Raw genomic sequence first — 23,993 nt, forward strand, 5'->3', positions numbered from 1 at the left:
CTTAATAGAGTTAAAACTCACATTTGTTCACTTAGTATACAAATTAAATTAATTGTTGCAAATGTTTATTTATTGTTTCTTTTTGCGGGTTTTTTAGTTTGTAATGATGGGCTTTTGTGTATTGGGTACGAACTTTTGTATGGCTTTGTTTTTGTTGTTCTTTACAAAGAATGGCAGGAGGCAGAATTCGTTTGTTGTTTTTTAAGGTACAATGTAAAAAGGGATGGATTATTTAGTTCGCGGTCTTTGAAGTCATCATTTTCGCCAGCGGTTTTAGCTTTGTACGGCGCTTATAAACTGCCCCGAAACGAGCGTGTTGACCTGCCTTTGACAATAAAGCGTTTTTAAATCTTGCAGGAATACTCGCCTGATCAGTGCCAATGCACGTCAGGCGAGTCCTGTGTGTATTATTACTGCAACCACAGTGCAATGCGTTGGTACATAAAATCGCGGATAATGGGCTGTGCTTCGGCATTGGGGTGCAAATTATCGTTTTGCATCAGGCTGCGATCTGCTGCAATGGGCAACATGAAGTACTCCATCAGATAGGCGCCAGTTTGTTCGGCCACCAGAGGGTAGCTGTCCGCAAAAAGGGTACTGTAACGTTTGCCATAGTTTGGTGGGATCTGGATCTGCATCAAAGCGACTTTGGCACCGCTGGCCTGACTTTTTTCGACCAGCTCACGTAAATGTTTGCGGATCAGTTTAGGCGGAAATCCTCGCAACCCATCATTAGCGCCAAGCTCGATAAGTACATGACTGGGTTGGTGGCTTTCTAGTTGCTTGTCGACCGTTAGCAGCGCATTATCTGTGGTCTGTCCCGAGACGCTGGTATTCACCAGAGTGATCGCTTTTTGCTCTGCTTCGTATTTATTTTGTAACAAATTAACCCAGGACGGTGCTTGTTTGAGACCATAACCGGCGCTTAAGCTATCACCTATGATCATAATTTTGGTATCGTTGGCGTTCGCTTTTAAGACGAAAAGTGTGCCGAAGATCAATACCACCAGTTGTAGGAAAAATCGCATCATGTCAGTGCTTTCTCAGTTAAATATTATTCAGGTTAAGGAGTTGGGTAAAACCGTCAGTACCTTTGAGGGTGACCTCACTATCCTTAGCGATATCAATTTTTCTGTCAAGTCAGGTGAATCAGTTGCAGTGGTTGGCACTTCTGGCTCGGGCAAGTCAACGTTACTCAGCTTACTGGCGGGACTCGACATTGCCAGCAAGGGAGAGGTTTATCTCGATGGTGAGGCGCTACATCGCCTTGATGAAGAGCAGCGCGCAAGACTCAGGGCTGAGAAAGTCGGCTTTGTGTTTCAGTCATTTATGCTGGTTCAGAGTTTGACAGCACTAGAAAATGTGATGTTACCAGCCGAGCTTGCGGGTGAAAAAAATGCCCGAGAGCAGGCACAGGCCCTGTTGGAAAAAGTAGGGCTGTCGCATCGGGTGGGTCATTATCCTTCTCAGCTGTCTGGCGGTGAGCAGCAGCGAGTTGCTATAGCGCGTGCATTTATCGGTACGCCAAAAATTCTGTTTGCTGACGAGCCTTCCGCAAACCTGGATTCTAAAAACGGTCATTTAATCGAAAGCCTGCTGTTTGACTTAAATAAACAGAATGGCACAACCCTTATTTTGGTCACACATGACGAAGACCTGGCTAAGCAGTGTGATCGCATTATCCATATCGAGGGTGGTCAGCTGGCAAAGATCCGTGATGGAGAAGGAGTGGCAGTACATGTGGGCTAGATTGGCGCTGAGATTATTTTTTCGGGAGTTGCGTCGAGGTGAGCTGACCATCATTTTTGCTGCCATCGCATTGGCGGTGTTGACGGTCTTTAGCTTAAGCTCAGTGACTGAACGGATCCGACTTAACATTGAACAGAAATCCGCAGACTTTATTGCGGCCGACCGCCGCCTGTCCAGTAACTATGAGCTCGATGAGAGTTACCTCAAGGTCGCGCAGGATTTCGGCCTGCAAACGGCACAGAACATCTATTTTGATTCCATGCTCTTCGTGGGAGACGAGTTGGTGCTGGGGTCAATTAAAGCAGTGAGCGATAGCCACCCCCTGCGTGGTAAAATAACCCTCAGAGACGCACTGGACGCAGAGAAATACGACATTGCTGCGGCACCTGGCAAGGGCGAAGCCTGGCTAAGTGAAGGGCTGTTTTATACGCTAGGGCTCAAAGTGGGCGATAAAGTAGAAATTGGTGCGGGTATGTTTACCGTGACAAAGGTTTTGGTACAGGAGCCTGACGCTGCATTTTTCTCGCTGGCCGGTAACAAACGTGTGTTACTGAATATTGCTGATATCCCGACCACACAAGCGGTTCAGCCAGGCAGTGATGTATTTTATCGACTACTGTTTGCTGGCGATGAGCAGATACTCAAAGATTATTATGTTTGGTTAAAACCTCAGCTCAGGGAAAATCAGAGCTGGCAGGGGATCAAAGACCGACAGTCACCACTGGGTGAGAACCTGGAGCGCTCAGAACGGTTTTTACTGTTGGCCGGCTTATTCGGTATTATGTTAGCAGCGGTGGCAATGGCCGTGTCTGCAAAACGTTACTGTGAGCGTCAATACGATCCAGTCGCCATGATGAAAACCTTGGGTGGCAGTCGCGGAACTATCAAACGCATCTTCCTGATGCACCTGTCGCTCGTAACCGTTAGCTCTCTGGCCATTGGTCTGGCAATTGGTTATGGCTTACAGGAAGTGGCGGTTGACTACCTGACCAGTTTTGTTGCCAATGAGCTACCTCTCGCCGGGCCCAGGCCCTGGCTATTGTCTATTGCCATTGGTGTTGTGTGTGCACTGATGTTTTCCTTGAAGCCGTTATTGGATTTGTTTGATATTCCTCCTCTGCGGGTGCTCAGAAGAAGTCTGGGCGATAAGCTTGCGGTGAGCCGGGTGCATATGGCGCTTTCTGTGGGCACCATTTTTATGTTGATGTGGCTGTTCAGCGGGGACATTAAAACCACGCTGTTATTGTTTGCAGGTACTGCGACTCTGATGGGCGTGTTGTTTGGTTTGTCCCGACTGTTTTTCAGTGCTGGTCGTAAATTAGGACTGAGCCCGGGCAACAGTTGGTCTCTGGCGATTGCGACATTGCAAAAACGCGCCAATGCAAACGCCATTCAGCTGATCAGTTTTGCACTGGCCATTAAGTTAATGTTGTTCTTGTTTGTGCTCAAAAATGACATGATCTCTGACTGGCAAATGCAGGTACCTGAAGATGCACCTAACGCCTTTTTAATCAACATTGGAGAGCGTGACGTTGCACAGTTCAAGACCTTCTTTGCTGAGCAAAATATTCATCATGAGGCATTTTACCCGGTTTTCCGGGGCCGCGTTAATGCCTTAAATGGCGAGGCATTTGCCCGCCGGGTATCTAAGCAGGAAGGCGAGGAGCAACAAGAAGATGCCCGTAATGGTGTTGGTCGTGAGCTTAACCTGACCTGGAGCGATACCTTGCCGGATGGCAACGAAATTCTGGAAGGGCAGTGGTTTGAGCAAACAGATGAATTACAGGTCTCTGTGTTTGAAGGCACCGCGGAGCGGGTTGGTATTGAGCTTGGAGACACGCTGACATTTTTGGTCAATACGCAGACCTTTGAAGCCAAAGTAACCAGTATTCGCAGTGTCGACTGGGGAACGCTCAAGCCTAACTTTGTGATGATTTTTAACTCTGCTATGGCCGAGCGTCTGCCAGTGACTTATTTTACGGCGGCCAAGTTAGAGGACAATCATGTTCGCCCGATTAGCCGGTTGTTATTACAATATCCGACTGTCAGTATGATAGACATCAAGAACAATATCGCCCAGGTACAATCTATGATTGCTCAGGTGTCTCTGGCGATTGGTTTTGTGCTGTCCATTGTGTTGATAAGCGGTGCCCTGGTCTTGATATCTCAGGTACAAGCCAGTCTGGCTGAACGTATGCAGGAAGTGGTTATCTTGCGCACACTCGGTGCCAGGGGTAAGTTGATTAAGCTGGCGACCCTGTATGAGTTCTTACTGTTGGGCGCGCTGGCAGGTTTCGTTGCTGCACTGGTCAGTGATATCACCCTGTTTGTTATTCAGCAGCAATTGTTTGGTGTGGATGGCAGGCTTCACCCTTATGTGTGGATACTGGGGCCAGTATCTGGCGCTACTTTCGTGGCTTTAATTGGCTATTTTATGGTAGCACATACCATGCGTCAGAATACTCAGGGGTTACTGCGAAAGGTCGCCTGATGGTGACTCTCTGAGTGGTGGCGGCTTGTGTTGTAATAGATACAAGCCGCTTCTGTTCTCTGCCATTGCGTATACACGGGTAAACCCGCTGCACCTCAGAGTTAGGAACTTAATTCTTCTGATTGAAGTTATAACACGCCCATCTTGTTCAGCGTGGCTTTAGCGATTTCGACTCGGGTGGATACGACTTCTTTAAAGTTCTTGGCATCCATATTAAAAGCAAAGTAATGACGTCCTTCGCTGTTCTCAACAATGCCAACATACCAGCCTATGTATTTCCCTTTGGCGACCGGTCCGGTTCCCGTTTTTGCATACAGCTTGGTATTGGCCGTCTGTTCCTGTAAGAAAATCGTATCAAATGCCTGATAGGTCGAGGGCTTAAGCTTCAAAGTTTGGGTCTGTAACCGACGCAGAAATGTGACCTGTTCAACAGCACTGATTTTAATGCTGCTGTTGAGCCAGAACTGATCGTGAGGCCCGCTGATATCACGGTTGCCATAGTTAAAGTCGTCAAGGTACTGCTGCATTACAGGCTTGCTCAGCAAGTTAGTCCAGGTCTGATACAAAGGCAGGGCTGAATACCTGAATGCGTCTTGTGGGGTGATTGACTTCTTACGCCAGGCGTCAAACCACCACTTTTTAACCGGATAGGTATCTAAATCTATCTGGTAACCCTGTCCGGGTTTGATGGTTTGCGTATCTAGTAAGATCAATGTGTTGGGCACTTTATAAGTCGAGAAGGGTGTGTACGCTTGCTGCGCGCGCGATTGGTTTATAAATTGCCATTGTTGCGAGCGCTCGCTATATACCGCCATGGTACATGCCTGTCCAGTTTGACAGGCTGGCAAGGTCGCGGGGGTTGAAAGCACACTGGCTGTAAGTAGCGGCGTCAGGGCCAATGAAGTCAGTAGCGGCATGGGTTTGTCCTTAGTTATTATAGTTAGATCGCGCCTATCATATAAACGAACCCTTACCTTAGCCTGAACCGATTATTAAATCAGCGCTTTTTGTTGTACCCTGGCCCGAAACTGACTGGGGGTGCATTGCTTGATAGCAAGAAAGCGACGGTTAAAGTTAGATAAATTATTAAAGCCGCACTGGTCACTTATCACAGTGATCGGGGCTTTGGTTTTGAGTAGCAGCTTACAGGCTTTGGCGATCCTCAGCTGATTAATAAACTCAGTCACTGTACATTCTGTGCGCTTTTTAAAGAAGCGATGAAAGTGATTGGTACTCATATGTGCTTGTCTTGCAAGCAGCTCTGCACTTAAAGATTCAGTGTAATTGTCGTAGATATAGTTTATCACATGATCAAACTTATCCTTGGCAGGATCGAGCTGTTTGGCAAAACTAAACTCCATGGTAGACAGCGTTTGATAGGGGCTGTTTGCCATCAGATTGAGTAGCTGAAAAAGTAAAATATAGCGCTCCATTGGTGACGCATTTTGCATTTTATTGAAGAGCTTTTCGCTTTTTTTAGCTGTTTTCTTATTAAAGCTTAGTCCGCATTTGGCATGGTCCAGTAAAGTATGCAATCCCTGTAACTCGGGGTTTTGCTGCATTTGCTGTTGCAGCCAGGGAGCCGGGATCTGTGCCACATGAACTATATGTTGACTGCCATCTGTATTGTCTCGAGATTGCCAGGTATGGGGTAGTTCAGGGCCCATCAGTACCAGGTCGTAGTCGTCGTATGGCGTGATATGGTCACCAATGTGGCACATGCCCTGGCTATTCAGTGTCAGGCAAATTTCATATTCAGGGTGGTAATGCCAGTTAAATGGAATTTCGTCCAGCTGATAGAGGCAATAGCGCCATGAACAATTATGAGACGGAATGACTTTTTCACACATAGCTTTCATTATATTGCTCCTTCATGTTGGTCAGCTGTGGGCTTTAGGCGCATGCTTTTTGCGCTAAAAGTTTGTCGATTCTGCTATCTTCGCGCCCTGCGCTCTGAAAGGTGATGCATTTCACTGCTCTTGCAATACTATCCTATTCAATACACACAAAAAGGTACAAATTATTAACATGAGTTAAAGGAAAGCATGCATAATGTCGACACATGGCTGGTCATTAAGTACTGCGTTATAAAATGACAGCGCTGTTATCTGATAGATTTGTACCGATATGAGTTTGAAAATGCAAACTTATAAGTTACAGGCCTGTTCAAATAGGGAAAGTGCCTGATGATTATTTCACCAGGCGTACATCTTGATAATACAGAATAAGAGGAAGAAGATGAAACACAGCAATGCAGCATTCAGATTGTCTCGCATTTCATTTGCGGTCACTGCCGCAGTGATTTCAAGCACCACCTTTGTTGCACCGGTTCAGGCCGAGCAAGAAGAGTCCGTGGAAGTAATTGAAGTTCGAGGGATCCGTGCTTCGACTGAAAAAAGCCTGAATACCAAGCGCTTTGCGGATGGTGTTGTTGACTCCATCACAGCAGAAGACATAGGTAAGCTGCCGGACGTGACAATCGCGGATTCACTACAGCGTGTACCGGGCATCCAGATCCGCCGAAGTGCAGGTGAAGGCTCAACGATCAACGTACGGGGTATGCCACAGGTCACCACGTTACTTAATGGGGAGCAGTTCCTCAGTGCCGGTTCACTGACCACAGTACAACCAGACTTTACCGATATTCCTTCGAGCCTGGTTGGTGCTATGGATGTGATGAAATCGCCAACTGCTGATACGTTGGCGGGTGGTATCTCTGGTACTGTCGATCTGAAAACGCGCAAGCCATTTGATTTAGAAGAAGGGTTCAGCGGTGCAGCATTGGTGGAAGCCTCACGTGGCTCTTATTCAAAAGAAACTGACCCTAAAACCATGATTGCGGCGGGCTATAACGCTGAGCGTTTCGCGGTACTTGCGACACTAACCAGAGATGAAGTGAATCTGGCGAACTATCGCTTTGGTTCGACCAACCATGGCTGGGGCTATGCACCGCAAGAAGCAGGCGGTTGTTGGTATTGTCCGGATGGAGATATCAATGGCGATGGTGATACTGATGATGCTGAATTCACTTACGTCAGCTACGGGATGGTTAACCGTTTCACTGAGCGTGAGCGTACAGGTGGTAGCCTGAGCTTCCAGGCGCAGCTTAATGACAATTTTGAGCTGAGCGCAGATGTTTTCTATACCAAAATGGATGATGCAGATCGTCAGCGCGGCCTGATGGCGGATAACGCCTGGGGTGGTCACTGGGACTGGCAGGAGCAGCATGATGCAATGGACCGAGGTAAAACGTCTGGTGGATACAACCTGTACACTGCACAGGATATTACGCTACACGCGCCACGTGTTGTTGCGCACTCTGAAAGCCATACCAATGAGCGTGAATCAACCAACTACAACTTTGAGTTGACCTACAAAGGCGATGGTAATTTCTCGGGTAAGATGCGCCTGATCACAGCTGATGCGGAGCGTATGCATACGGAAAACGTTGCTCAAGGGTACATGACCAGTGGTTTGGCACATAACCTGCGTCGTAACGAAGGCAATGGCCCGATTGCGGTAAACCCAAATGGTTATGGCCCTGGCACTGTGCCGGTGAGATTGAACTATCAGGGTGATCACCCGGTATTATTGCCGCCCAGTGAGATGCAAGGTGAAGTGTTTGGCTCCAATATGAGCCGTTACTCAGTGGTATCAACGTACTCTGAGAACAACTTTAACGAAGACGCCAGCCTGGACATTTTGCGTCTTGATGGTGAATACCTGTTCGAAGATATGGGTTCTCTGACCAAAATGAGCTTTGGCGCTCGTTTGGGTAATCGTGACGTATCCCGCGAGCAATATGTATTGCTGGCGCCATTCACCAACCCGGTTGGCGAAGGCAGTGTTGATGTAATGTGGAAAGACCAAGGTCTGGCGGCCTTCGATACGGACGGCAGCGGTGGTGTACCGAGTGCGTCTGACGGTGACCTGACAATGGGTTACGATACGCCTTATACCTTCGATAAATTGCCAGAGACGTGGATCCAGCAGGTATCTGATTTTGGCCCGGTTAATGGTGGCAGCTATTTCTTTATCGACCCGCGTCAGCTTGACGACCCATTTGCATTCCAGAATCAGCTCTATCCAGGTAACAAAAAAGGTGGCGTACCAGGCAGCACCTATGAGGTTGAAGAAGAAACACAAACGCTTTACTGGCGTGCTGACTTCTCGAGCGATCTGTACACTGCTAACCTGGGCTTCCAATACATTAAAACGGATCTCGACATTCTGCAAAATGTGATTGGCGACTCTATTTGTGTGAACTGTCCTGGCTCTGTGGCAGCCGATGCCGGTGATATTAATACCAGCAAATCATTCAGTGACTTCCTGCCTTCATTGAACCTGGCGGTTAACCTGAGCGACGACCTGATCTTCCGTTCTGCCTGGGGTAAAACCATGACGCGTCTTGACCTTGGCGCAATTGCAGGTGGTTTGCAGGTAAGCCGTTCACGTGCCGGTGATGACCTGGCAGCGCGTGAAGGGATTTCTCCTGACTTGTTGATTGCAACCAATGCAACCATGCAGGGTAACCCGGAGCTGGAACCATGGCGCGCCACAAACACGGATCTTGCGTTGGAATGGTATTTCTCACCAAGCGCGTTGGTCAGTATTGGTGTGTTCAATATCCAGCTTAAGTCTTTCATTGAAACCAGTACCTGGACAATGCCACTGGCTGATGCCGATGGCGTCGTACGTCGTGAGGTCAGCGTAACCGGTCAAGTCAATGGTCAGGGTGGTACGATGAACGGTGCTGAATTTACCTATCAGCAAGCGTTTGACTTCCTGCCAGGTTTTTGGAGCGGATTTGGTGCGGCATTTAACTACACCTATTCAGACAGTGAAAGTGGTCGTGTTGACTTCTATGGTGACGCATTACCACTGGAAGATAACTCTAAAGAATCATCTAACGCGGTACTTTGGTACGAAAAAGATGGCTTCCAGTTCCGTTTAGCGGCGAACCATCGTTCCAAACGCCTGGCGCAGGTTACAACGACGGGTGGTATGGGTGATACGGCTATTTGGACTGAGCCGACAACCTATATAGATATTTCGGCCAGTTATGATGTGACTGACTATATGACAGTGTATATGTCCGGCAGTAACTTGACTGAGGAATACGAATCTAACTATGCACAATGGAAAGACAACCGTATTTCACAAAACGTTTATGAGCGCCGCCTGACACTGGGTGTGCGCGGTCGCTGGTAATTCTCCCTCGGGCCTGAGTAGGTTGTTCAGGCCTTTTCTTTTTGCTTTGGCATGAGATCAATGCGCAGCGCTGGATACATGAGTGACCCAGCGCTAGTGATTTTTTCTCATGCTATTTTACTATCTAATCTGAATACCTTCCGTATGCCTGCGTGCCTAAATGCATTTGCTGTGACTTAAGTGGAATTTACCCACAAATATCCGGATGAATGATGCATTTCCCTCATTTCAATTAGTGTATTGCAAAGAATTTATTAACTTTTTCATATCGTAAGTTGAATAATATTTTAGTCTTGCCTGTAAATATACCGAGTGAACATCGAGTACCTGATTAGGCGGCTAAGCTTATTGATAGTTATCCAATTTTTATGCCCCTGGCTGACTATACAGAGCACGAGAAAAGTATTAGCAATTGTTTGAAATGTGCCGCTACAGTGCTGGCAATGACGGCAAACTAGTCTTACCAACGAGTTAAGGCGGTGGCTATCCCTAGCAGGATCCCCTTGGATCATTGAGTTTGTCTGCCCACAAACTGATTCCAATTAAGCCACCGCCTTTTTATTTCTAAGCTCATGATAAGGTAAGACGCATGAAACCCAATTACTCCGTGGTTGCCCTGGTGCTGGTAACCTTCTTTATGGTGTCGTTTTTCACCAATATTCTCGGTCCATTGTTTCCGGAACTCATTAAAAGCTTTGATATAGGCCTTACTTTGGCCGGCTTATTCCCTTTCGCCTTTTTCATTGCTTACGGCGTGATGTCTATCCCTGCCGGTCTAATGGTACAGCGTTTTGGTGAAAAACGCGTGATGCTGGGAGCTTTTATGCTTGCAGGAACCGGGGCGTTGTTGTTTGCCTTAGCCCCGGTGTTTGCGGTGGCAATGCTGGCGCTGTTTTTGATTGGTACCGCGATGGCGATGTTGCAGGTTGCCATTAACCCGTTACTGCGACGCAGCGGCGGCAGCGCACATTTTGCAGCGTTCTCAGTACTTGCTCAGTTATTGTTTGGTGCGGCTGCCAGTTTGTCGCCCTGGGTTTATGTTTCACTCGCCGGTCAGGTACAAGCGCGCCCTGCCGATTTTACCTGGATCCCCGCAGCGATGCCCTGGTTAAGCATGTACTGGCTGTTCGCACTGCTCAGTGTTTTGATGTTGATCTGGATAGGGCTAAGCAGGCTCGAAGTAGTTGAACGAAAAGAACAAGAGACACTGAGCTGGCAAGCATGTGTAGCGTACTTTCGTAACCCTGTTGTGATCCGCTTCTTTTTTGCCATTGTGGCGTATGTGGCACTGGAGCAGGGGATTGCCAACTCAATAGCGGTATTTTTACAGACTTATCATCAGATTGAACCGCAATCCAGCGCGCAGGTGATCAGTCAGTTCTGGATGATGCTGACGCTGGGATGTGTATTGGGGCTACTGTTATTGAAACTATTCGATGCCAAACTTGTGCTCATGCTATTTTGCCTGGGGGCCGCTTTGAGTCTTATCACGGCTTTGACTGGCAGTACAGGTATCGCGCTATTGGCTTTCCCGTTATCCGGGTTTTTCTTATCTGTGATGTGGTCAGTGTTGTTTTCTCTGGCGTTAAACTCTGTGTCGAGTGGCCATGGTGCCGTATCGGGGGTGTTATGTACTGGCATTGTTGGGGGAGCACTGGCTTCTCCTTTAATCGGTATTCTGGCCCAACTGAGTGGTTCTTTACAGCTGGCATGTTTAGTGTTGCTCTTGCCGCTTGGGTACATTGCCTGGATAGCCTGGTGGGCACAGCCAATCGTGCGTAATCATACCGTCAGAATGTTCTGGCACAAGCAAACTCAACTGACAGAGAAACAGGAAGCGGCGGGCCAATGAGTACAATAGTATGTGTTGATTTGGGTGGCACTAAAGCACAGGTTGCCCGAGTTGATGACCAAGGTGTTTATGAAGCTCGCCGTTATAGTGTGCCGGCCTCTGCGACTAAAACGCAGGTTAATGAGTTTATCACGGGCATTATCGCTGAGCAGCTCAACGACGAGTGTTGTGGTATCGCTATAGGTGTGCCCGGTATGGTTGATCTTAGTGACGGCACTGTACTGGAGACGGTTAATATTCCAGCGTGGCAGGATGTGCCGCTGGCTGCACAATTAACCGCATATTTTTCTTTACCTGTAGTTGTTAACAACGATGTTAACTGTTTTACTATGGGTGAATATTTTTACGGTCGTCATTACCACTCAGGTGCCCCTTGTTACCAGCCGCTGAGCAACCTGATGGGGGTGTGCCTGGGAACCGGTCTGGGGGCAGGGCTCATTTTTGATGGCCGGCTATACAGTGGCAGGCATTGTGCAGCGGGAGAGTTCGGCAGCTTTCCCTATCGTGATGGTATCCTGGAGCAATATACCAGTGGGCAGTTTTTTCTGGAGCGAGGTACTAACGGTGCAGAGCAGGCTGCACTCGCACAGCAGGGAGATCGCTATGCACAATCTCTGTTCGACGAGTTTGGTAGCCACCTGGGATATGCACTGGCGCAGACGCTGCTGGCTTTTGACCCGGATAAAATCGTCCTGGGTGGATCTGTCAGTAAGTCCTATGACTTATTTCAGCGCAGTATGTGGAAAAGCCTCGCCGGACAAACACATCCGGCGTTGTTTAAACAACTCGAAATTCAAGTAGGTAAGCTGGAGCATGCCGCGTTGCGTGGTGCTTATAAATTGTTCCAGGAACAGTTTTCGGAGGGAATATGAATAAGATTGCTTGCCTGTTAATGGCACTATTGGGTGCGCACACAGCACACGCGGCTACAACGCCGTTAACACAAGGCGAGTTGAATGCGTTGGCTGATAATCTTCAGATCCGTTATCAGTTAATTGATTCTATGCCACAGCAGTGTCCGGAACCTGTGAAACAGTGTTACTTTTCTGAATTACAGCTGCGTTCACCCCAGCGTTACAGTGGCGCTGATTGGGCCATTTATTTTAGCCAGCTGATGCCGATTTATCAGGTTGAATCTGACGTGTTCAGAATTGAGCACCTGAATGGCGATTTGCATCGACTGACTCCCACTGAGCAGTTTGCTGGTTTCTCTTCAGATGAAACTTATAGCGTGCGTTTTTACACAGAACATTCGCAGATCACCCGCTCTGAGTTTATGCCCAATTATATCTTAGCCGATCAAACTGAGCGTCTGCGTCCCAGAGTGATCGCCAGCACGCGGCCGGTTCGGGATGAGCAAACCTGGCTTGAGCAGCAGCCATATCTGGCACCGTTCGAGTCATACCATCAGTTGCGAGTCAGTAATAAAGACCAGACCCCCTGGATGGGCGCAGCTTATTTGGCGCAACACCAGTCTGAACCCGAACTTCGCGCTGCGCCAGAGGGACTGATCCCGATGCCCCGCGAGTTCAAAGTGGTATCTCAGGGGCGGATCAGTTTGAAAATGGGGATTCGTTTTGAGCTGACAGGCCTTGATTTGGCACAGATTGAAATGGCCGGTAAGCGACTCGCGCAGCTGGGTGTGAAGCAAACTCAAAAAGGGTTGTCAGTGAGGGTCACTGTGGATCCCTCGCTGCCCATAGCTGCGCAGGGGTATCAGTTCAACAGTTCTACTAACCTGATTGATATTAAGGCATCTGATGCCGCTGGTGCCTTCTATGGCGTGCAAACATTGGCAGGACTCATGGATTTGAAAACCCACAGTATCCCCAGTGTGGCTATTACTGATGCGCCCCGATATGGGTTTCGGGGGTTGCATATCGACAGTGCCCGGAACTTCCGTTCCAAGCAATTTGTGTTAGATACCATAGCGCAAATGGGCGCTTATAAATTAAATAAGTTACACCTGCATCTGGCTGATGATGAAGGCTGGCGCCTCGCTATCGCAGGCCTGCCTGAGCTGACAAAAGTGGGAGGGTTACGCTGTTTAGATCTCAGTGAAACGCGTTGTTTATTGCCACAACTGGGCGCGGGTACCGGCACCGGTGCGCCGCGTAATGGCCACTATTCTCAGCAGGATTACAGTGAAATTTTGCGCTACGCCAAAGCGCATCACATTGAAGTGATCCCATCGCTGGATATGCCCGGACACTCTCGTGCCGCCATTATTGCAATGGAAGCGCGTTACCGGGCTTTGATAGCCAAAGGAAAAACGGAGGCGGCCAATGAATATCGGCTGGTGGAAGAAGCTGACGAGACGCGCTATTCCTCCATCCAGCATTACCACGATAATACTCTGAATGTGTGTTTGCCAGCGACGTATCGATTTGTAAATAAGGTACTGACTGAGCTTCAGCGGATGCATGAGCGTGCTGGTATACCTTTAAAAACGTATCACATCGGTGCGGATGAAACGGCGGGCGCCTGGCTAGACTCACCCGCATGTAAAGCGCTGAATACAGAGCAATCCATTGCCTCGATGAATGGGTACTTTATTGAAAAAGTGGCGGCCATGGTCGCTGAAAAAGGCATCACGGTGGCAGGCTGGAGCGATGGCCTGAGTGATGTGAATCCAGAAAAAATGCCTAAAAATGTCCAATCCAATGTCTGGAGTACGCTTAGTGAACAAGGGCATAAAGTAGCGCACAAGCAGGCTAATCTGGGTTGGGAAGTGGTGCTGTCACTGCCTGATGTGACTTATTTTGACTTTCCTTATCAGTCCCACCCTGACGAGCGTGGTAATCACTGGGCCAGCCGGGCACTAGATACCCGTAAAGTATTTGAATTTATGCCGGATAACTTGCCTGTGCATGCGGAGTTTTGGCGTGATGTATTGCACCATACCTATAGCGCTGATGACAGTGACTCTGCTCTGAAACCGGGCGTTGGCTATACAGGTATGCAGGGACACCTGTGGAGCGAAATGATACGAGATGATCTACAGGCGGAGTATATGCTGTATCCACGCTTGTTAGCTTTAGCAGAGCGTGCGTGGCACAAGCCGGCATGGACTGTCCCATACCAGGGGGGTCTGGTATACAGTCGCAACAGTGGCCATTTCAATGATAAAAAGCGACGGTTACGTGAGCGGGACTGGCAACGTTTTGTCTCTTTGCTGGGCTATCGTGAGTTACCTAAGTTAACGCGTCAGGGTCGTTTTTTCCGTATACCTACCGTAGCTGCAAGTCGTCGTGATGATGGGACGCTGAATATGTTCAGTGAGATCCCTGGGTTTAAACTCGAAGCACTTATCAATGGTCGCTGGGTAAACTATCACCCAAGGCTGGATTTTGATTCGGTTGATGCCGTGCGAGCTGCATTAGAGGACGAATCCCGAACCGGGCGGGCGTTACCATTGCCAGCCCCGGTAGGGCCTGGCAATGGTTAACCTGGTTAGACAATAAGGGGCTAAATTAGCCCCTTAATTAATTTAACGCCGGTAAATAACTTCGCCATCCAACAGTGTCATTACCACTTGTGTATTGCGGATCTCGCTGGCGCTGGCTTCGAAGAGATCGCGGTCAATGACCACTAAATCGGCTAATTTGCCCACTTCAATACTTCCGACTCGCTGCTCCTGTCGCATCGCATAGGCGCTGTTGAGCGTATAAGCCTCAATAGCTTGCGCCAGTGAAATGGCCTGTGGCTGACGTGATACCGCGTTACTTAAACCGATAAACGGATTAAATGGGCTGACATTCCAGTCACTGGAAAGAGTGAGCGTGGCTTTATTATCAGTCAGGCTGCGAATGGGCACCAGATCCTGAGCACGCTCCGAGCCAATCAGTGGGATGGTGTCAGGCCAGTGACTCGGGTCGGTAAAATCTCCGGCGACTTGTGCATCAGCAATCACATTCAGCTTGGCAAAGCGCGGTAAATCATCAGGGTCAACGACTTCCAGGTGTGTGATGCGGTGACGGGCCTGACCATTTGAGGCATTTTCAATGGCATTTAACGCTTCATGAATACCCCGATCGCCAATCCCATGAATGTTAAAGTCAAACCCTGTTGGCTCCAGTGCTTTGATGTATTTTTCAAGCCGTGCCTGCGTAAAGTAATTGAGGCCACGATTGCCATCCAGCTCAAGCCAGTTCTCCAGGTAAGGTTCATGCATGGCTGCGGTGGTATTGACCAAAATGCCATCCATATAGAATTTGACCTGATTTACCTGTAACAGCTCAGCTGAATTGCTCTGATATAAAGATTTGAGTTTGGCAAGCTGAGTGTTGTCGTTCATTTGCGGATATGCCCATAGCCCAAGCGAAACACGCAATGTCAGCTTGTCTTCATCCGCAACGCGTTGCCAGGTTTCCAGGTGACCGCGTTGCCAGTAGGTACGGGCGTCACTGATGGAGGTGATCCCTGCCTTGTTAAGCTCTGGCATGGTGTATTCAAGCAGGCCAAGGTAGTCACTTTGTGCTGCATCAGGGAGAGACTGCATTGCCAGCTCCATGACCTGATTTCCGGCATTGTCGTACAAAATACCATTCAGCTGGTCTTGTTCATTGCGACCCAGCACACCCCCAATCGGATCTAAGCTTCTCGCCGACAGGCCGGCAAGCTCCAGTGCTTTGCTATTAACCCACATGGAGTGAGAAGTTTGTTCCATGATAATCACAGGCCGATCTGGCACAGCTTCGTCGAGTACCGCTAGTGGTGAGTCGGACATTTCCAATAGGGTCGAGATTTCATGGCCATAGCCAATCAACCAGCTAGCGGTAGGGTGCTGACTGGCGGCATAAGCCACTTCGTCTATGTATTCCCCTGCCGTTGCAGCGGCGGGTACGGTAAATTGGGTGGCTTCAGAAGCAGATTCAAGCGGGTGCATATGCACATCATGAAACCCCGGAAGCATCATTTTACCTTGTAGGTCAATATGCTGTGTTGTGTCACTGATATACATTAGAGCTTCTTCGTTGCTCCCGACCAGGACGATTTTATTATCCTGAAGTACCACCGCCTGTGCCCAGGGGTGCTCGGCATTAACGGTGTAAATTCGCCCGTTGGTGAACACCATGGATGCGCTGTGCGCTTCGTTAGTTTGCTCAACATTTGAACTTGCTGAAGTTGTTGAATTGGTAGATTGGTTGTTGGTTTGGTTGTCAGAGTTACAGCCACTGAGGGCTAAACCGGCTATCAGAAAACTGCTTGTGATCATCTTTGTTGCTCGCATTGTTGACTCCTCATTGATGCCGATACACTATCAGTAGCATGGTAACCACAAAGTAACAGTATAGAGGTTAAATGCTGGTCTTATTGGTTGAAGACGATGCCGTACTGGCAGCGCAAACGATAGACTTTCTCAATGCTGAGGGAATCGAGGTGGATTATGCCGCAACGCTGAGCTGCGCGAAAGACATTGCAGCGCAAACGGCCACTTTCGATAAATATGATGCGATCGTGCTGGATATGGCGTTGCCTGATGGTAATGCGTTGAGTTTATTACAGCAGTCGTTGGCCGGGTTTGATGCGCCTGTATTGTTTTGCACGGCGGCAACGGATCTGGATGACAAACTGGCTGCTTTTGCGGCAGGGGCACTGGATTATATGACCAAGCCTTTTGCCCTGCCTGAACTGGCGGTTCGAATTAAGTTGTTGGCGGGCAAAGTAAATAAGCACAATCAAGTGTTTGAGCTTGGTAGCCTGCATGTGGATTTTTCGGCAAAAATAGTTACCCGTGGCAGCCGCACCATTGTTTTATCACCCCAGCAATGGCAACTGCTTGCTTTACTGGCGGAGCAGGCCCCGGCTCCTGTTTGCAAAGCGCAGATCTTGCGCCATGTCTGGCCTGACAGTGAGGTCAACAACAATATGTACAAGTCACTATTGACCCGGCTTCGGCATAACCTAAGTCGTGGCGACGAACCCTCAGTCATACAAACACTTAAGGGTCAGGGCGTTGCATTGAGAGAATCGAGTTCATGAGGCAAAAAACACTCAGGTGGTATCTCGCACGATGGTTGTTTGCCTTATTTGGACTCTTTTCCTTAATTTGGATCTGGGTGGCCAGTCAGGTGTATCACTATGCCTGGGATGGGACCTCAGAATATTATCTTTATCAAGACCTAGAGGTAGCGTTGTCTGGACAGCTAATGTTGCCATACGAGGATGGCGGTAAATTGATGGGTAATTGGCAAGATTTACCTACAGACTATCAGCAAGCTTTAAGTCAGCATGGGCTTGGGCCAGAGGCAAAGGGGCAGGAAATCACGCAACTGCTGACGCTGTCAGATGATTATCTATATACTCTGCGCTATACAGAAAGCGCCTTCGAGCCGCTGTATATTATTCATCGTATTAGCGGCCAGGATTCGCCAAGTCTGGTGGCGGTATTCATTGCGCTGACGCTGGCTTTGTTGATACTCGCTGCAGTGACCTGGTGGCCAATACACCGGCGTATTGCACGTGAATCCGGGCGACTGACAGCGTCTTTGCAGAGCGTATCTTTACAGGAGAATGAAACTCAGGCAGCGCAATTTGAAGAGTTCTCTCACCACTCCATTCTCGCTGCAACGGATGCGTATGCACAGCGTTATGCGCAGCAACAGGAACGGCTTTATTCCGCTTTTTTAAGCCATGAACTTAACACTCCGCTGGCTCAGATCCACAATACGATCTCACGTTTTGAACAACTTGATGAGCTTCCTTTAGATGCGTTACCTTTGCTGACTCAGCTTGAAGAGGCCGGGCAGGATCTGGCTTCGCTGAGTGAAGCCATTTTGTTATTGTGTAAAGCTGATCAGGTGCGGCTGACGTCAACTGACCTCAATGTATTTTTGCAAACTTGGCAGCAGCACTGGCAGCAACAGGGGCTCAGGATCACGCTCGAACTCCCATCAGAGCCGATAATTAAACCTGTGCAGTCGCGTTTGCTGAATCTGCTTCTGGAGCAGATTGGCAAAAACGCGCTGCAACACGGTGAGGGCTCGCTCAGTGTGTCGTTGGACAGCGATGGAATGATTTTCACGAATGGTATCAGCACACAACAAACGCATCAGGGGCAGGGGTTAGGCACTCGCATTGTGTCACGCGTGTGTGCTTGTTTTGGCTGGCAGGCACAGCATAAGCCGGGTCAGTATTACACACTGACAATCCATTTTTCCGGTTACCATGGGGACTTATCTTCACAAGTCTGATGTGCTCATGCCCGTTTGCGTGTGGCTATGCCAGTATTTGAAATGCAGCCAATGATGGCAATAGCAATTTACCGGGAAGCATTGAGACCCATTTTTGAAGTCAGATACTCAAAACGTTATTGAAGACGCCTACACTGAGTCTGTCCACTTTATTTGATTACCCTTAAACCTATTGGCACAAGGCTTTTTGCGTGGTTTAGCATCGAAATGGTGCTATTCACCATGTGATTGATAATTGACCAAAATATTCCCCATGTTTGAGAGTCCGTGACTATACTCTGAGTGAGCATTTTAGAATAAATGGATCTACCGATTACAGAGTGAAGGAATAATGGAGTTTAACACCTTAAGCACACGAATAAGCACTGGGTTCTCACTGGCTTTTTTGATCCCCGCCACCATTGTTATTGCAGCGCTTTTTCAGTTAGCTGAGCTGGAGCAAAGTAGCACTCAGTTTAGTACGAATGAACTGGCCAGTGTTAAGCATATGCAGGCACTGAGATCTAACTTCGAGGACTCTAAACTCGAGCTGAAATCCTGGATGGCAGGCGGCGGTCAGCAACACTTGCAAGGGCGACGCGAGGCCTGGCAAAACATTGACGAGTCCCTGTTTAAGATTAAAAGATTGTCCTTGTCGGCCTTGAGCCGGGACCAGGTTGTCAGGCTTGAAGCAAAGCTGGGTGAAGCCAGGCTGGTTCAGCAGCAAATAGAAGCCGTGGCGCAAACCGAAGAAAACTTCCCAGGGTTACAAATTCTCTTTAATCAGGCGATGCCCAGAGCTGAGCGGATCCAAAATGCGGTAACGCTATTGATTGAGCGGGAAGAAGAGCTCTTTGCGGGAGAGCAGCGCAAGCAACTTCTTAAGCACCTGGCAGACTTCAGGGCCAGCTTCGCAATTTCAATGAGCGCTGCAAAGGCGTTTTTGCTCAGCAATCAGGAGTCCTATTTCAGGGATTTTGAGGAGCATCACTCCTGGCATGAAGACGCCTGGTTAAATGTCCAGCAACAACAAACCTTGTTGGACGAGCAGCAGATAATGCAATTTCAGAAAATTATGCGTTTACGTGTCGAATATTGGGCGTTGGTACGAGATATGTTCGAGTTCAGACGCAGTGCTGATTGGGATCAGGCAGAAAGCATCTGGCAAGCGCAATTGGGTCCGTTAACGCGGGCACTCAAAAATCAGCTGATTGAAATCGAAATTGCGCAGCAACAGCTTGCAGATAACAGCCTGATGTCTAATCAAAATAGCTTAGCAGAGTTGTCTTTATTCTCTGTTATTGCACTTGCCCTGGCGGCAATGATAACAACACTTATCGCGTACTTAATTAACAAGCAGATAGGGCAATCGATTAATCAGTCAATTGAGGTTGCAGAGCAAGTTGCTGACGGCGATTTTAGCACCAATGTACAGCTTCAAGGTAGCAAAGAGGTGAGGCAGCTGTCCCGCTCACTGGCAAAAATGACGGAAACACTACGTGCCATCACCCGCCATGCAAAAGAAATAGAAAAAGGGGACTATACTCAAGACTTTACCCCAAAAGGAGCACAAGACTTACTGGGGATAGCGCTGAATGCAATGACCAAAAATTTGCGTAAAGCTTATCAACTTTCGCAAGCGCAAACCTGGTTAAAAGCAGGGCAAGCCGATATTGCTGAGCGTTTAACTGGTAATCAGTCTGTGGTTCAAATTTATCAAATTGCCTGTGATTTTTGCACCGGCTATTTGGAAGCTGAAGTAGGTGCTTTTTACGCAGCACAAGGCGAAACTTTCCAGTTAAAGGCCAGTTATGCTTATCAATGTCGAAATACCGAAAATACTGAATTTAAACTCGGAGAAGGGCTGGTTGGGCAGGCCGCGTTAGAAAGCAAGTTATTGTATCTTAGAGAGTTGCCTGAAGATCATGTGTCGATTTTGGTAGACTCGGGCCTGGGGCACTCTGCTGCACGGCATGTGGTTGCTATGCCAGTAAAAGACAGACGGCAAAATGAAGCCGTGCTGGCAGTGATCGTTGTTGCCAGCGTTAAGCCGTTTTCTGCAGAGAGCATTGAGTTGCTTGAGTTGTGTGCGGATAGTATTGCACAGGCCATTGCATCAGCTCAGTCACGTGGCAGGCTACAGGAGCTATTGGATGAATCGCAGCAGCAGGCAGAGGAGCTTGAGTCCCAGCAGCAGGATTTAAAAGCGGCCAATGAGGAACTGGAACAGCAAACACAGGAGCTAAAGCGTTCGGAAGAAGAGCTCAGAGAGCAAAGAAGCCGCCTGACTCAAACCAATACGGAATTAACAGAGCGCACGGACACCTTACAGAAACAAAAAGTCGAAATCGAAAATGCCCGCATTGAGTTACAGCATCGTGCAGAACAGCTGGCCGCATCCAGCAAGTACAAGTCTGAGTTTTTGGCCAACATGTCACATGAATTACGGACGCCGCTGAATAGTTTGCTGCTACTGTCGCAATCTTTAGCCAGAAACTCGGAAGGTAACTTAAGCGACGATCAGCTTGAAGACATTGAGGTCATTTATAACGGTGGCCAGTCTTTATTGACGCTAATTAATGAAATTCTGGATTTATCAAAGGTTGAGGCGGGTAAGCTAAAACTGATCTCAGACAGGGTTGATTTGCACGGCTTTGTGGCTCGACTGAAGAGACAGTTTGAGCCGCTTGCTAAAGAAAAGAATCTGGATTTTAAGGTTTCTATCTCTGCGTTGGCACCTAAAGACATAGAAACTGATGAGCTCAGACTGGAGCAAATATTACGTAATTTATTGTCTAATGCATTTAAGTTTACGGACCAGGGGCATGTTGAGCTATGCATAGAGCCACTCGCTGGTGATGTGCAATTCAGTAATTTGGAGCAGACCCCGGATGACTGTCTGAGTTTTGTCGTTAAAGACACAGGTATTGGCATTGAGCCAGACAAACAACAAGCGATTTTTGAAGCTTTTCAGCAAGCAGATGGTTCAACTAGCCGAGCCTTTGGTGGTACAGGGCTGGGACTGACCATATCGCGAGAGTTCAGTAAGTTGCTGGGTGGAGAGATCCATCTGACCAGCGAATTGGGGGCAGGTAGTACTTTTTCTTTGTATATACCGTGCCAAAAACAACTAGACTCTGCGGAGCAAGTTACATCTGTGCCACAAACTGAGGTGCACAAAAGTCAACCGGTGCAGCAAAATGATTTTGTGAAAGTGCATGATGATGCCTTACTGGCTGAGCCGCTGTCACAAAGCGTAGCTGGCATTAACTCTATCGTGACTGCTGACGTTCCGCCCGAGCCGGTTCCTGACTATGCAAGTACAATTTTGATTGTTGAAGATGATAGCCAATTTGCCAGTATTTTAGCTGATATTGCGCGCAAGCATCAGTTTGAACCTGTGGTATGTGCTCGAGCCGATGAAGCCTTAGACAAGGTACGACAAGCGCAGCCTAACGCTGTGATATTAGACATTGGATTGCCAGATATGGATGGGATGGCATTATTGGATACGTTGAAGTCTGAGCCTAAAACACGCCAGATCCCGGTTCATATTGTATCGGGTAAAAATAAAGATCCAAAAGCGCTACAAAAAGGGGCAATCGATTTTTTAACTAAGCCTGTCTCTTTAGATCAGATGGAGCAGGTCTTCGCTAAGTTTGAAGTCTTGCTACAAAAACACATTAAGCACATACTCCTGGTTGAAGACGATACACATGCATGTAAAGTGATTAAACATGTCTTACAGCAAAAGGGGTTACAGCTCCATGTTGCAAATGATGGCAGCACGGCGATGCAACTTTTGAAACAACATCAGATTGACTGTTGTATAGTTGATTTGAATTTACCGGACATATCGGGCTTTGAACTGCTCGAGAAAATGGATGCTGAGGCGGGTCTGATATTGCCACCGATCATTATTTACACCGCGCAGGAGCTGAGCCGGGATGAATACCATCAGCTGTTGCGGTTTACCGATAAAATTGTACTGAAGACAGACCATGCTCCGGTGCGTTTGCAAGATGAAGTTGAGCTTTTTTTGCACTCTGTTGAGCAGCAGTTACCACCCAGTGTCGTTGCTGCAAAGCGCAGCGATATAGTTAGTCAACCCGTTGACTTGTCGGGCTTTCATGTTCTGTTGGTGGATGATGATTTGCGAAATACGTACGCCTTATCCAAGTTGCTGAAGGAGCAGGGACTGGATGTCACTATGGCTGACAATGGTCAACTAGCCCTGGAAAAGCTCCAGCAGAGTGAGCAATTTGATTTAGTCCTGATGGATATTATGATGCCCATTATGGACGGCTTTGAAGCCATGAGGCATATTCGCGCGGATATTTCACAGAGCCTTCCAATTATCGCGCTAACAGCAAAGGCGATGAGTGAAGACAAACAAAGATGCCTGGAAGCTGGGGCCAGTGACTATCTCGCTAAACCGGTAGATATCAATGTATTGATATCTATGATGAAAATCTGGTTATATGAAACGCAAAATGCAAGCGACAGACTCCATTGATATGACCCGGTTATCAAGCCGCGAAAGCAAGCTGACTCCTGAGCAAATGTTAGAAGTCGATATTTTGCTGGACGTTTTGTATCGGCGTAGTGGCTATGATTTTTCACAGTATGCGCGCAGTACGCTGATAAGACGCTTACAAAATTGCATGCTTATGGATGATGTTGCCCATTTTTCGCATTTAATTCCCAAGGTGCTGTATGAAAAAGGGTATATGCACAAGCTGCTGCAGGAATTGTCAGTGAGCGTGACGGAGTTCTTCCGAGACCCTGCGTTTTTTAAGTCTCTTGAGCAACATGTATTTCCTATCTTAAAAACTTTCCCCTACTACAAAATTTGGCATGCCGGGTGTGCTACCGGGGAGGAAGTGTATTCTCTGGCAATGTTATTAAAGGCTCACGGCTTATATGACCGGGCTAAGATATATGCAACTGATTTTAATGACCGGATTTTGGACAAAGCCAAAACGGGTATCTTTACAGAGGAAACGATACGGCAGGGGGAGAAAAATTATAACCAGCTGGCAATATCCAGTACTACGCCATTCCATGAACATTTTTCTACACAATATCACAGCAGCAAAATTCGTATGGAACTGGCCAGAAACATTGTGTTTGCCAATCACAACCTGGTTTGTGATGGTGTGTTTGGTGAAATGCAGTTGATACTTTGTCGAAATGTTATGATTTACTTTGATAACTCGCTGAAGCAGCGAGTTATCAATTTGTTTGATCAGAGTTTGCACCACAGTGGCTTTTTAGGTCTGGGACGACTCGAAAACCTTGATTCTCTTGATTCCAATGGCCGATGGCAGCTACTTGATAATGCGGCTACCCTATATCGAAAAATACCCAGAGTATGATATCTATTCGAGATTGTTTCTGGCTGTGCTAATCAACACATTAAGTGAAATAAAAATAGTAAATTTAAGCGTTTTTTGCCCAAGGGTCGTACCTTTTTTGGGTGTAATTGTCATGGTTGCAGGTTTGAACTAGGACT

General features: G+C 47.9%; 14 protein-coding genes. 10 read left to right on the forward strand and 4 right to left on the reverse strand.

The window, feature by feature from the left end:
• Nucleotides 1-410: 410 nt before the first annotated feature.
• Complete coding sequence (locus tag PRUB_RS22955) at nucleotides 411-1,031, reverse strand: arylesterase (RefSeq protein ID WP_010380033.1); 621 nt, start codon at nucleotides 1,029-1,031, stop codon at nucleotides 411-413.
• Between PRUB_RS22955 and PRUB_RS22960 the strand changes: the two genes are divergently transcribed.
• Nucleotides 1,030-1,749 (forward strand): ABC transporter ATP-binding protein, encoded by a 720-nt coding sequence (locus tag PRUB_RS22960; RefSeq protein ID WP_010380035.1) that lies wholly within the window; start codon nucleotides 1,030-1,032, stop codon nucleotides 1,747-1,749. The two genes, PRUB_RS22955 and PRUB_RS22960, sit on opposite strands and share 2 nt — an antisense overlap.
• Entirely contained in the window at nucleotides 1,739-4,240 is a 2,502-nt protein-coding gene (locus PRUB_RS22965; RefSeq protein WP_010380037.1) for an ABC transporter permease, read from the forward strand. Before PRUB_RS22960 ends, PRUB_RS22965 begins: the two co-directional genes overlap by 11 nt.
• 128 nt (nucleotides 4,241-4,368) lie before the next feature.
• On the opposite strand, the gene PRUB_RS22970 is transcribed toward PRUB_RS22965, so the two are convergent.
• On the reverse strand, nucleotides 4,369-5,157 hold the full coding sequence (locus PRUB_RS22970) for a penicillin-binding transpeptidase domain-containing protein (protein WP_010380039.1): 789 nt from the start codon (nucleotides 5,155-5,157) through the stop codon (nucleotides 4,369-4,371).
• A gap of 75 nt (nucleotides 5,158-5,232) precedes the next feature.
• The gene (locus PRUB_RS22975) at nucleotides 5,233-6,099 is read right to left on the reverse strand and encodes an AraC family transcriptional regulator (protein WP_010380041.1); all 867 of its coding nucleotides are present in this window, start codon (nucleotides 6,097-6,099) and stop codon (nucleotides 5,233-5,235) included.
• 379 nt (nucleotides 6,100-6,478) lie between these two features.
• Between PRUB_RS22975 and PRUB_RS22980 the strand changes: the two genes are divergently transcribed.
• The 4 genes from PRUB_RS22980 to PRUB_RS22995 all read left to right on the forward strand — a co-directional run bounded on the left by PRUB_RS22980 (nucleotide 6,479) and on the right by PRUB_RS22995 (nucleotide 14,751).
• Nucleotides 6,479-9,451 (forward strand): TonB-dependent receptor, encoded by a 2,973-nt coding sequence (locus PRUB_RS22980; RefSeq protein WP_010380043.1) that lies wholly within the window; start codon nucleotides 6,479-6,481, stop codon nucleotides 9,449-9,451.
• Between the two features lie 589 nt (nucleotides 9,452-10,040).
• Entirely contained in the window at nucleotides 10,041-11,303 is a 1,263-nt protein-coding gene (locus PRUB_RS22985; protein WP_010380045.1) for an MFS transporter, read from the forward strand.
• A complete protein-coding gene (locus PRUB_RS22990; protein ID WP_010380046.1) occupies nucleotides 11,300-12,175 on the forward strand; it encodes an ROK family protein in 876 nt (291 codons plus the stop codon). Before PRUB_RS22985 ends, PRUB_RS22990 begins: the two co-directional genes overlap by 4 nt.
• Nucleotides 12,172-14,751, forward strand: a complete 2,580-nt coding sequence (locus PRUB_RS22995; RefSeq protein WP_010380048.1) for a family 20 glycosylhydrolase — start codon at nucleotides 12,172-12,174, stop codon at nucleotides 14,749-14,751. The genes PRUB_RS22990 and PRUB_RS22995 overlap by 4 nt, the downstream gene beginning before the upstream one ends.
• 42 nt (nucleotides 14,752-14,793) lie before the next feature.
• Here the strand turns inward: PRUB_RS22995 and PRUB_RS23000 are convergent, their stop codons facing one another.
• Nucleotides 14,794-16,536, reverse strand: a complete 1,743-nt coding sequence (locus PRUB_RS23000; protein WP_021032695.1) for an amidohydrolase — start codon at nucleotides 16,534-16,536, stop codon at nucleotides 14,794-14,796.
• A 71-nt stretch (nucleotides 16,537-16,607) separates the two neighbouring features.
• Here PRUB_RS23000 and PRUB_RS23005 point away from each other — a divergent pair, with 71 nt between their 5' ends.
• From PRUB_RS23005 to PRUB_RS23020, 4 genes are all read left to right on the forward strand, one after another.
• On the forward strand, nucleotides 16,608-17,288 hold the full coding sequence (locus tag PRUB_RS23005; protein WP_010380053.1) for a response regulator transcription factor: 681 nt from the start codon (nucleotides 16,608-16,610) through the stop codon (nucleotides 17,286-17,288).
• Nucleotides 17,285-18,499 carry a sensor histidine kinase gene (locus PRUB_RS23010; RefSeq protein WP_010380055.1) on the forward strand — a complete coding sequence of 405 codons (1,215 nt, stop codon included), beginning with the start codon at nucleotides 17,285-17,287 and terminating at the stop codon, nucleotides 18,497-18,499. The genes PRUB_RS23005 and PRUB_RS23010 overlap by 4 nt, the downstream gene beginning before the upstream one ends.
• Before the next feature lie 331 nt (nucleotides 18,500-18,830).
• Complete coding sequence (locus PRUB_RS23015; RefSeq protein ID WP_010380057.1) at nucleotides 18,831-22,994, forward strand: response regulator; 4,164 nt, start codon at nucleotides 18,831-18,833, stop codon at nucleotides 22,992-22,994.
• Nucleotides 22,972-23,856 (forward strand): CheR family methyltransferase, encoded by an 885-nt coding sequence (locus tag PRUB_RS23020; protein WP_010380059.1) that lies wholly within the window; start codon nucleotides 22,972-22,974, stop codon nucleotides 23,854-23,856. The genes PRUB_RS23015 and PRUB_RS23020 overlap by 23 nt, the downstream gene beginning before the upstream one ends.
• The last annotated feature ends 137 nt before the right edge of the window (nucleotides 23,857-23,993 follow it).

This window comes from Pseudoalteromonas rubra (genome assembly GCF_000238295.3).
Classification (GTDB): domain Bacteria; phylum Pseudomonadota; class Gammaproteobacteria; order Enterobacterales; family Alteromonadaceae; genus Pseudoalteromonas; species Pseudoalteromonas rubra.

Excerpts from the sequence above, each read along its gene's own strand:
- PRUB_RS22960 (WP_010380035.1), top strand. The coding sequence starts at position 1,030 with ATGTCAGTGCTTTCTCAGTTAAATATTATTCAGGTTAAGGAGTTGGGT.
- PRUB_RS22955 (WP_010380033.1), bottom strand. The coding sequence starts at position 1,031 with ATGATGCGATTTTTCCTACAACTGGTGGTATTGATCTTCGGCACACTT.
- PRUB_RS22965 (WP_010380037.1), top strand. The coding sequence starts at position 1,739 with ATGTGGGCTAGATTGGCGCTGAGATTATTTTTTCGGGAGTTGCGTCGA.
- PRUB_RS22970 (WP_010380039.1), bottom strand. The coding sequence starts at position 5,157 with ATGCCGCTACTGACTTCATTGGCCCTGACGCCGCTACTTACAGCCAGT.
- PRUB_RS22975 (WP_010380041.1), bottom strand. The coding sequence starts at position 6,099 with ATGAAAGCTATGTGTGAAAAAGTCATTCCGTCTCATAATTGTTCATGG.
- PRUB_RS22980 (WP_010380043.1), top strand. The coding sequence starts at position 6,479 with ATGAAACACAGCAATGCAGCATTCAGATTGTCTCGCATTTCATTTGCG.
- PRUB_RS22985 (WP_010380045.1), top strand. The coding sequence starts at position 10,041 with ATGAAACCCAATTACTCCGTGGTTGCCCTGGTGCTGGTAACCTTCTTT.
- PRUB_RS22990 (WP_010380046.1), top strand. The coding sequence starts at position 11,300 with ATGAGTACAATAGTATGTGTTGATTTGGGTGGCACTAAAGCACAGGTT.
- PRUB_RS22995 (WP_010380048.1), top strand. The coding sequence starts at position 12,172 with ATGAATAAGATTGCTTGCCTGTTAATGGCACTATTGGGTGCGCACACA.
- PRUB_RS23000 (WP_021032695.1), bottom strand. The coding sequence starts at position 16,536 with ATGCGAGCAACAAAGATGATCACAAGCAGTTTTCTGATAGCCGGTTTA.
- PRUB_RS23005 (WP_010380053.1), top strand. The coding sequence starts at position 16,608 with ATGCTGGTCTTATTGGTTGAAGACGATGCCGTACTGGCAGCGCAAACG.
- PRUB_RS23010 (WP_010380055.1), top strand. The coding sequence starts at position 17,285 with ATGAGGCAAAAAACACTCAGGTGGTATCTCGCACGATGGTTGTTTGCC.
- PRUB_RS23015 (WP_010380057.1), top strand. The coding sequence starts at position 18,831 with ATGGAGTTTAACACCTTAAGCACACGAATAAGCACTGGGTTCTCACTG.
- PRUB_RS23020 (WP_010380059.1), top strand. The coding sequence starts at position 22,972 with ATGCAAGCGACAGACTCCATTGATATGACCCGGTTATCAAGCCGCGAA.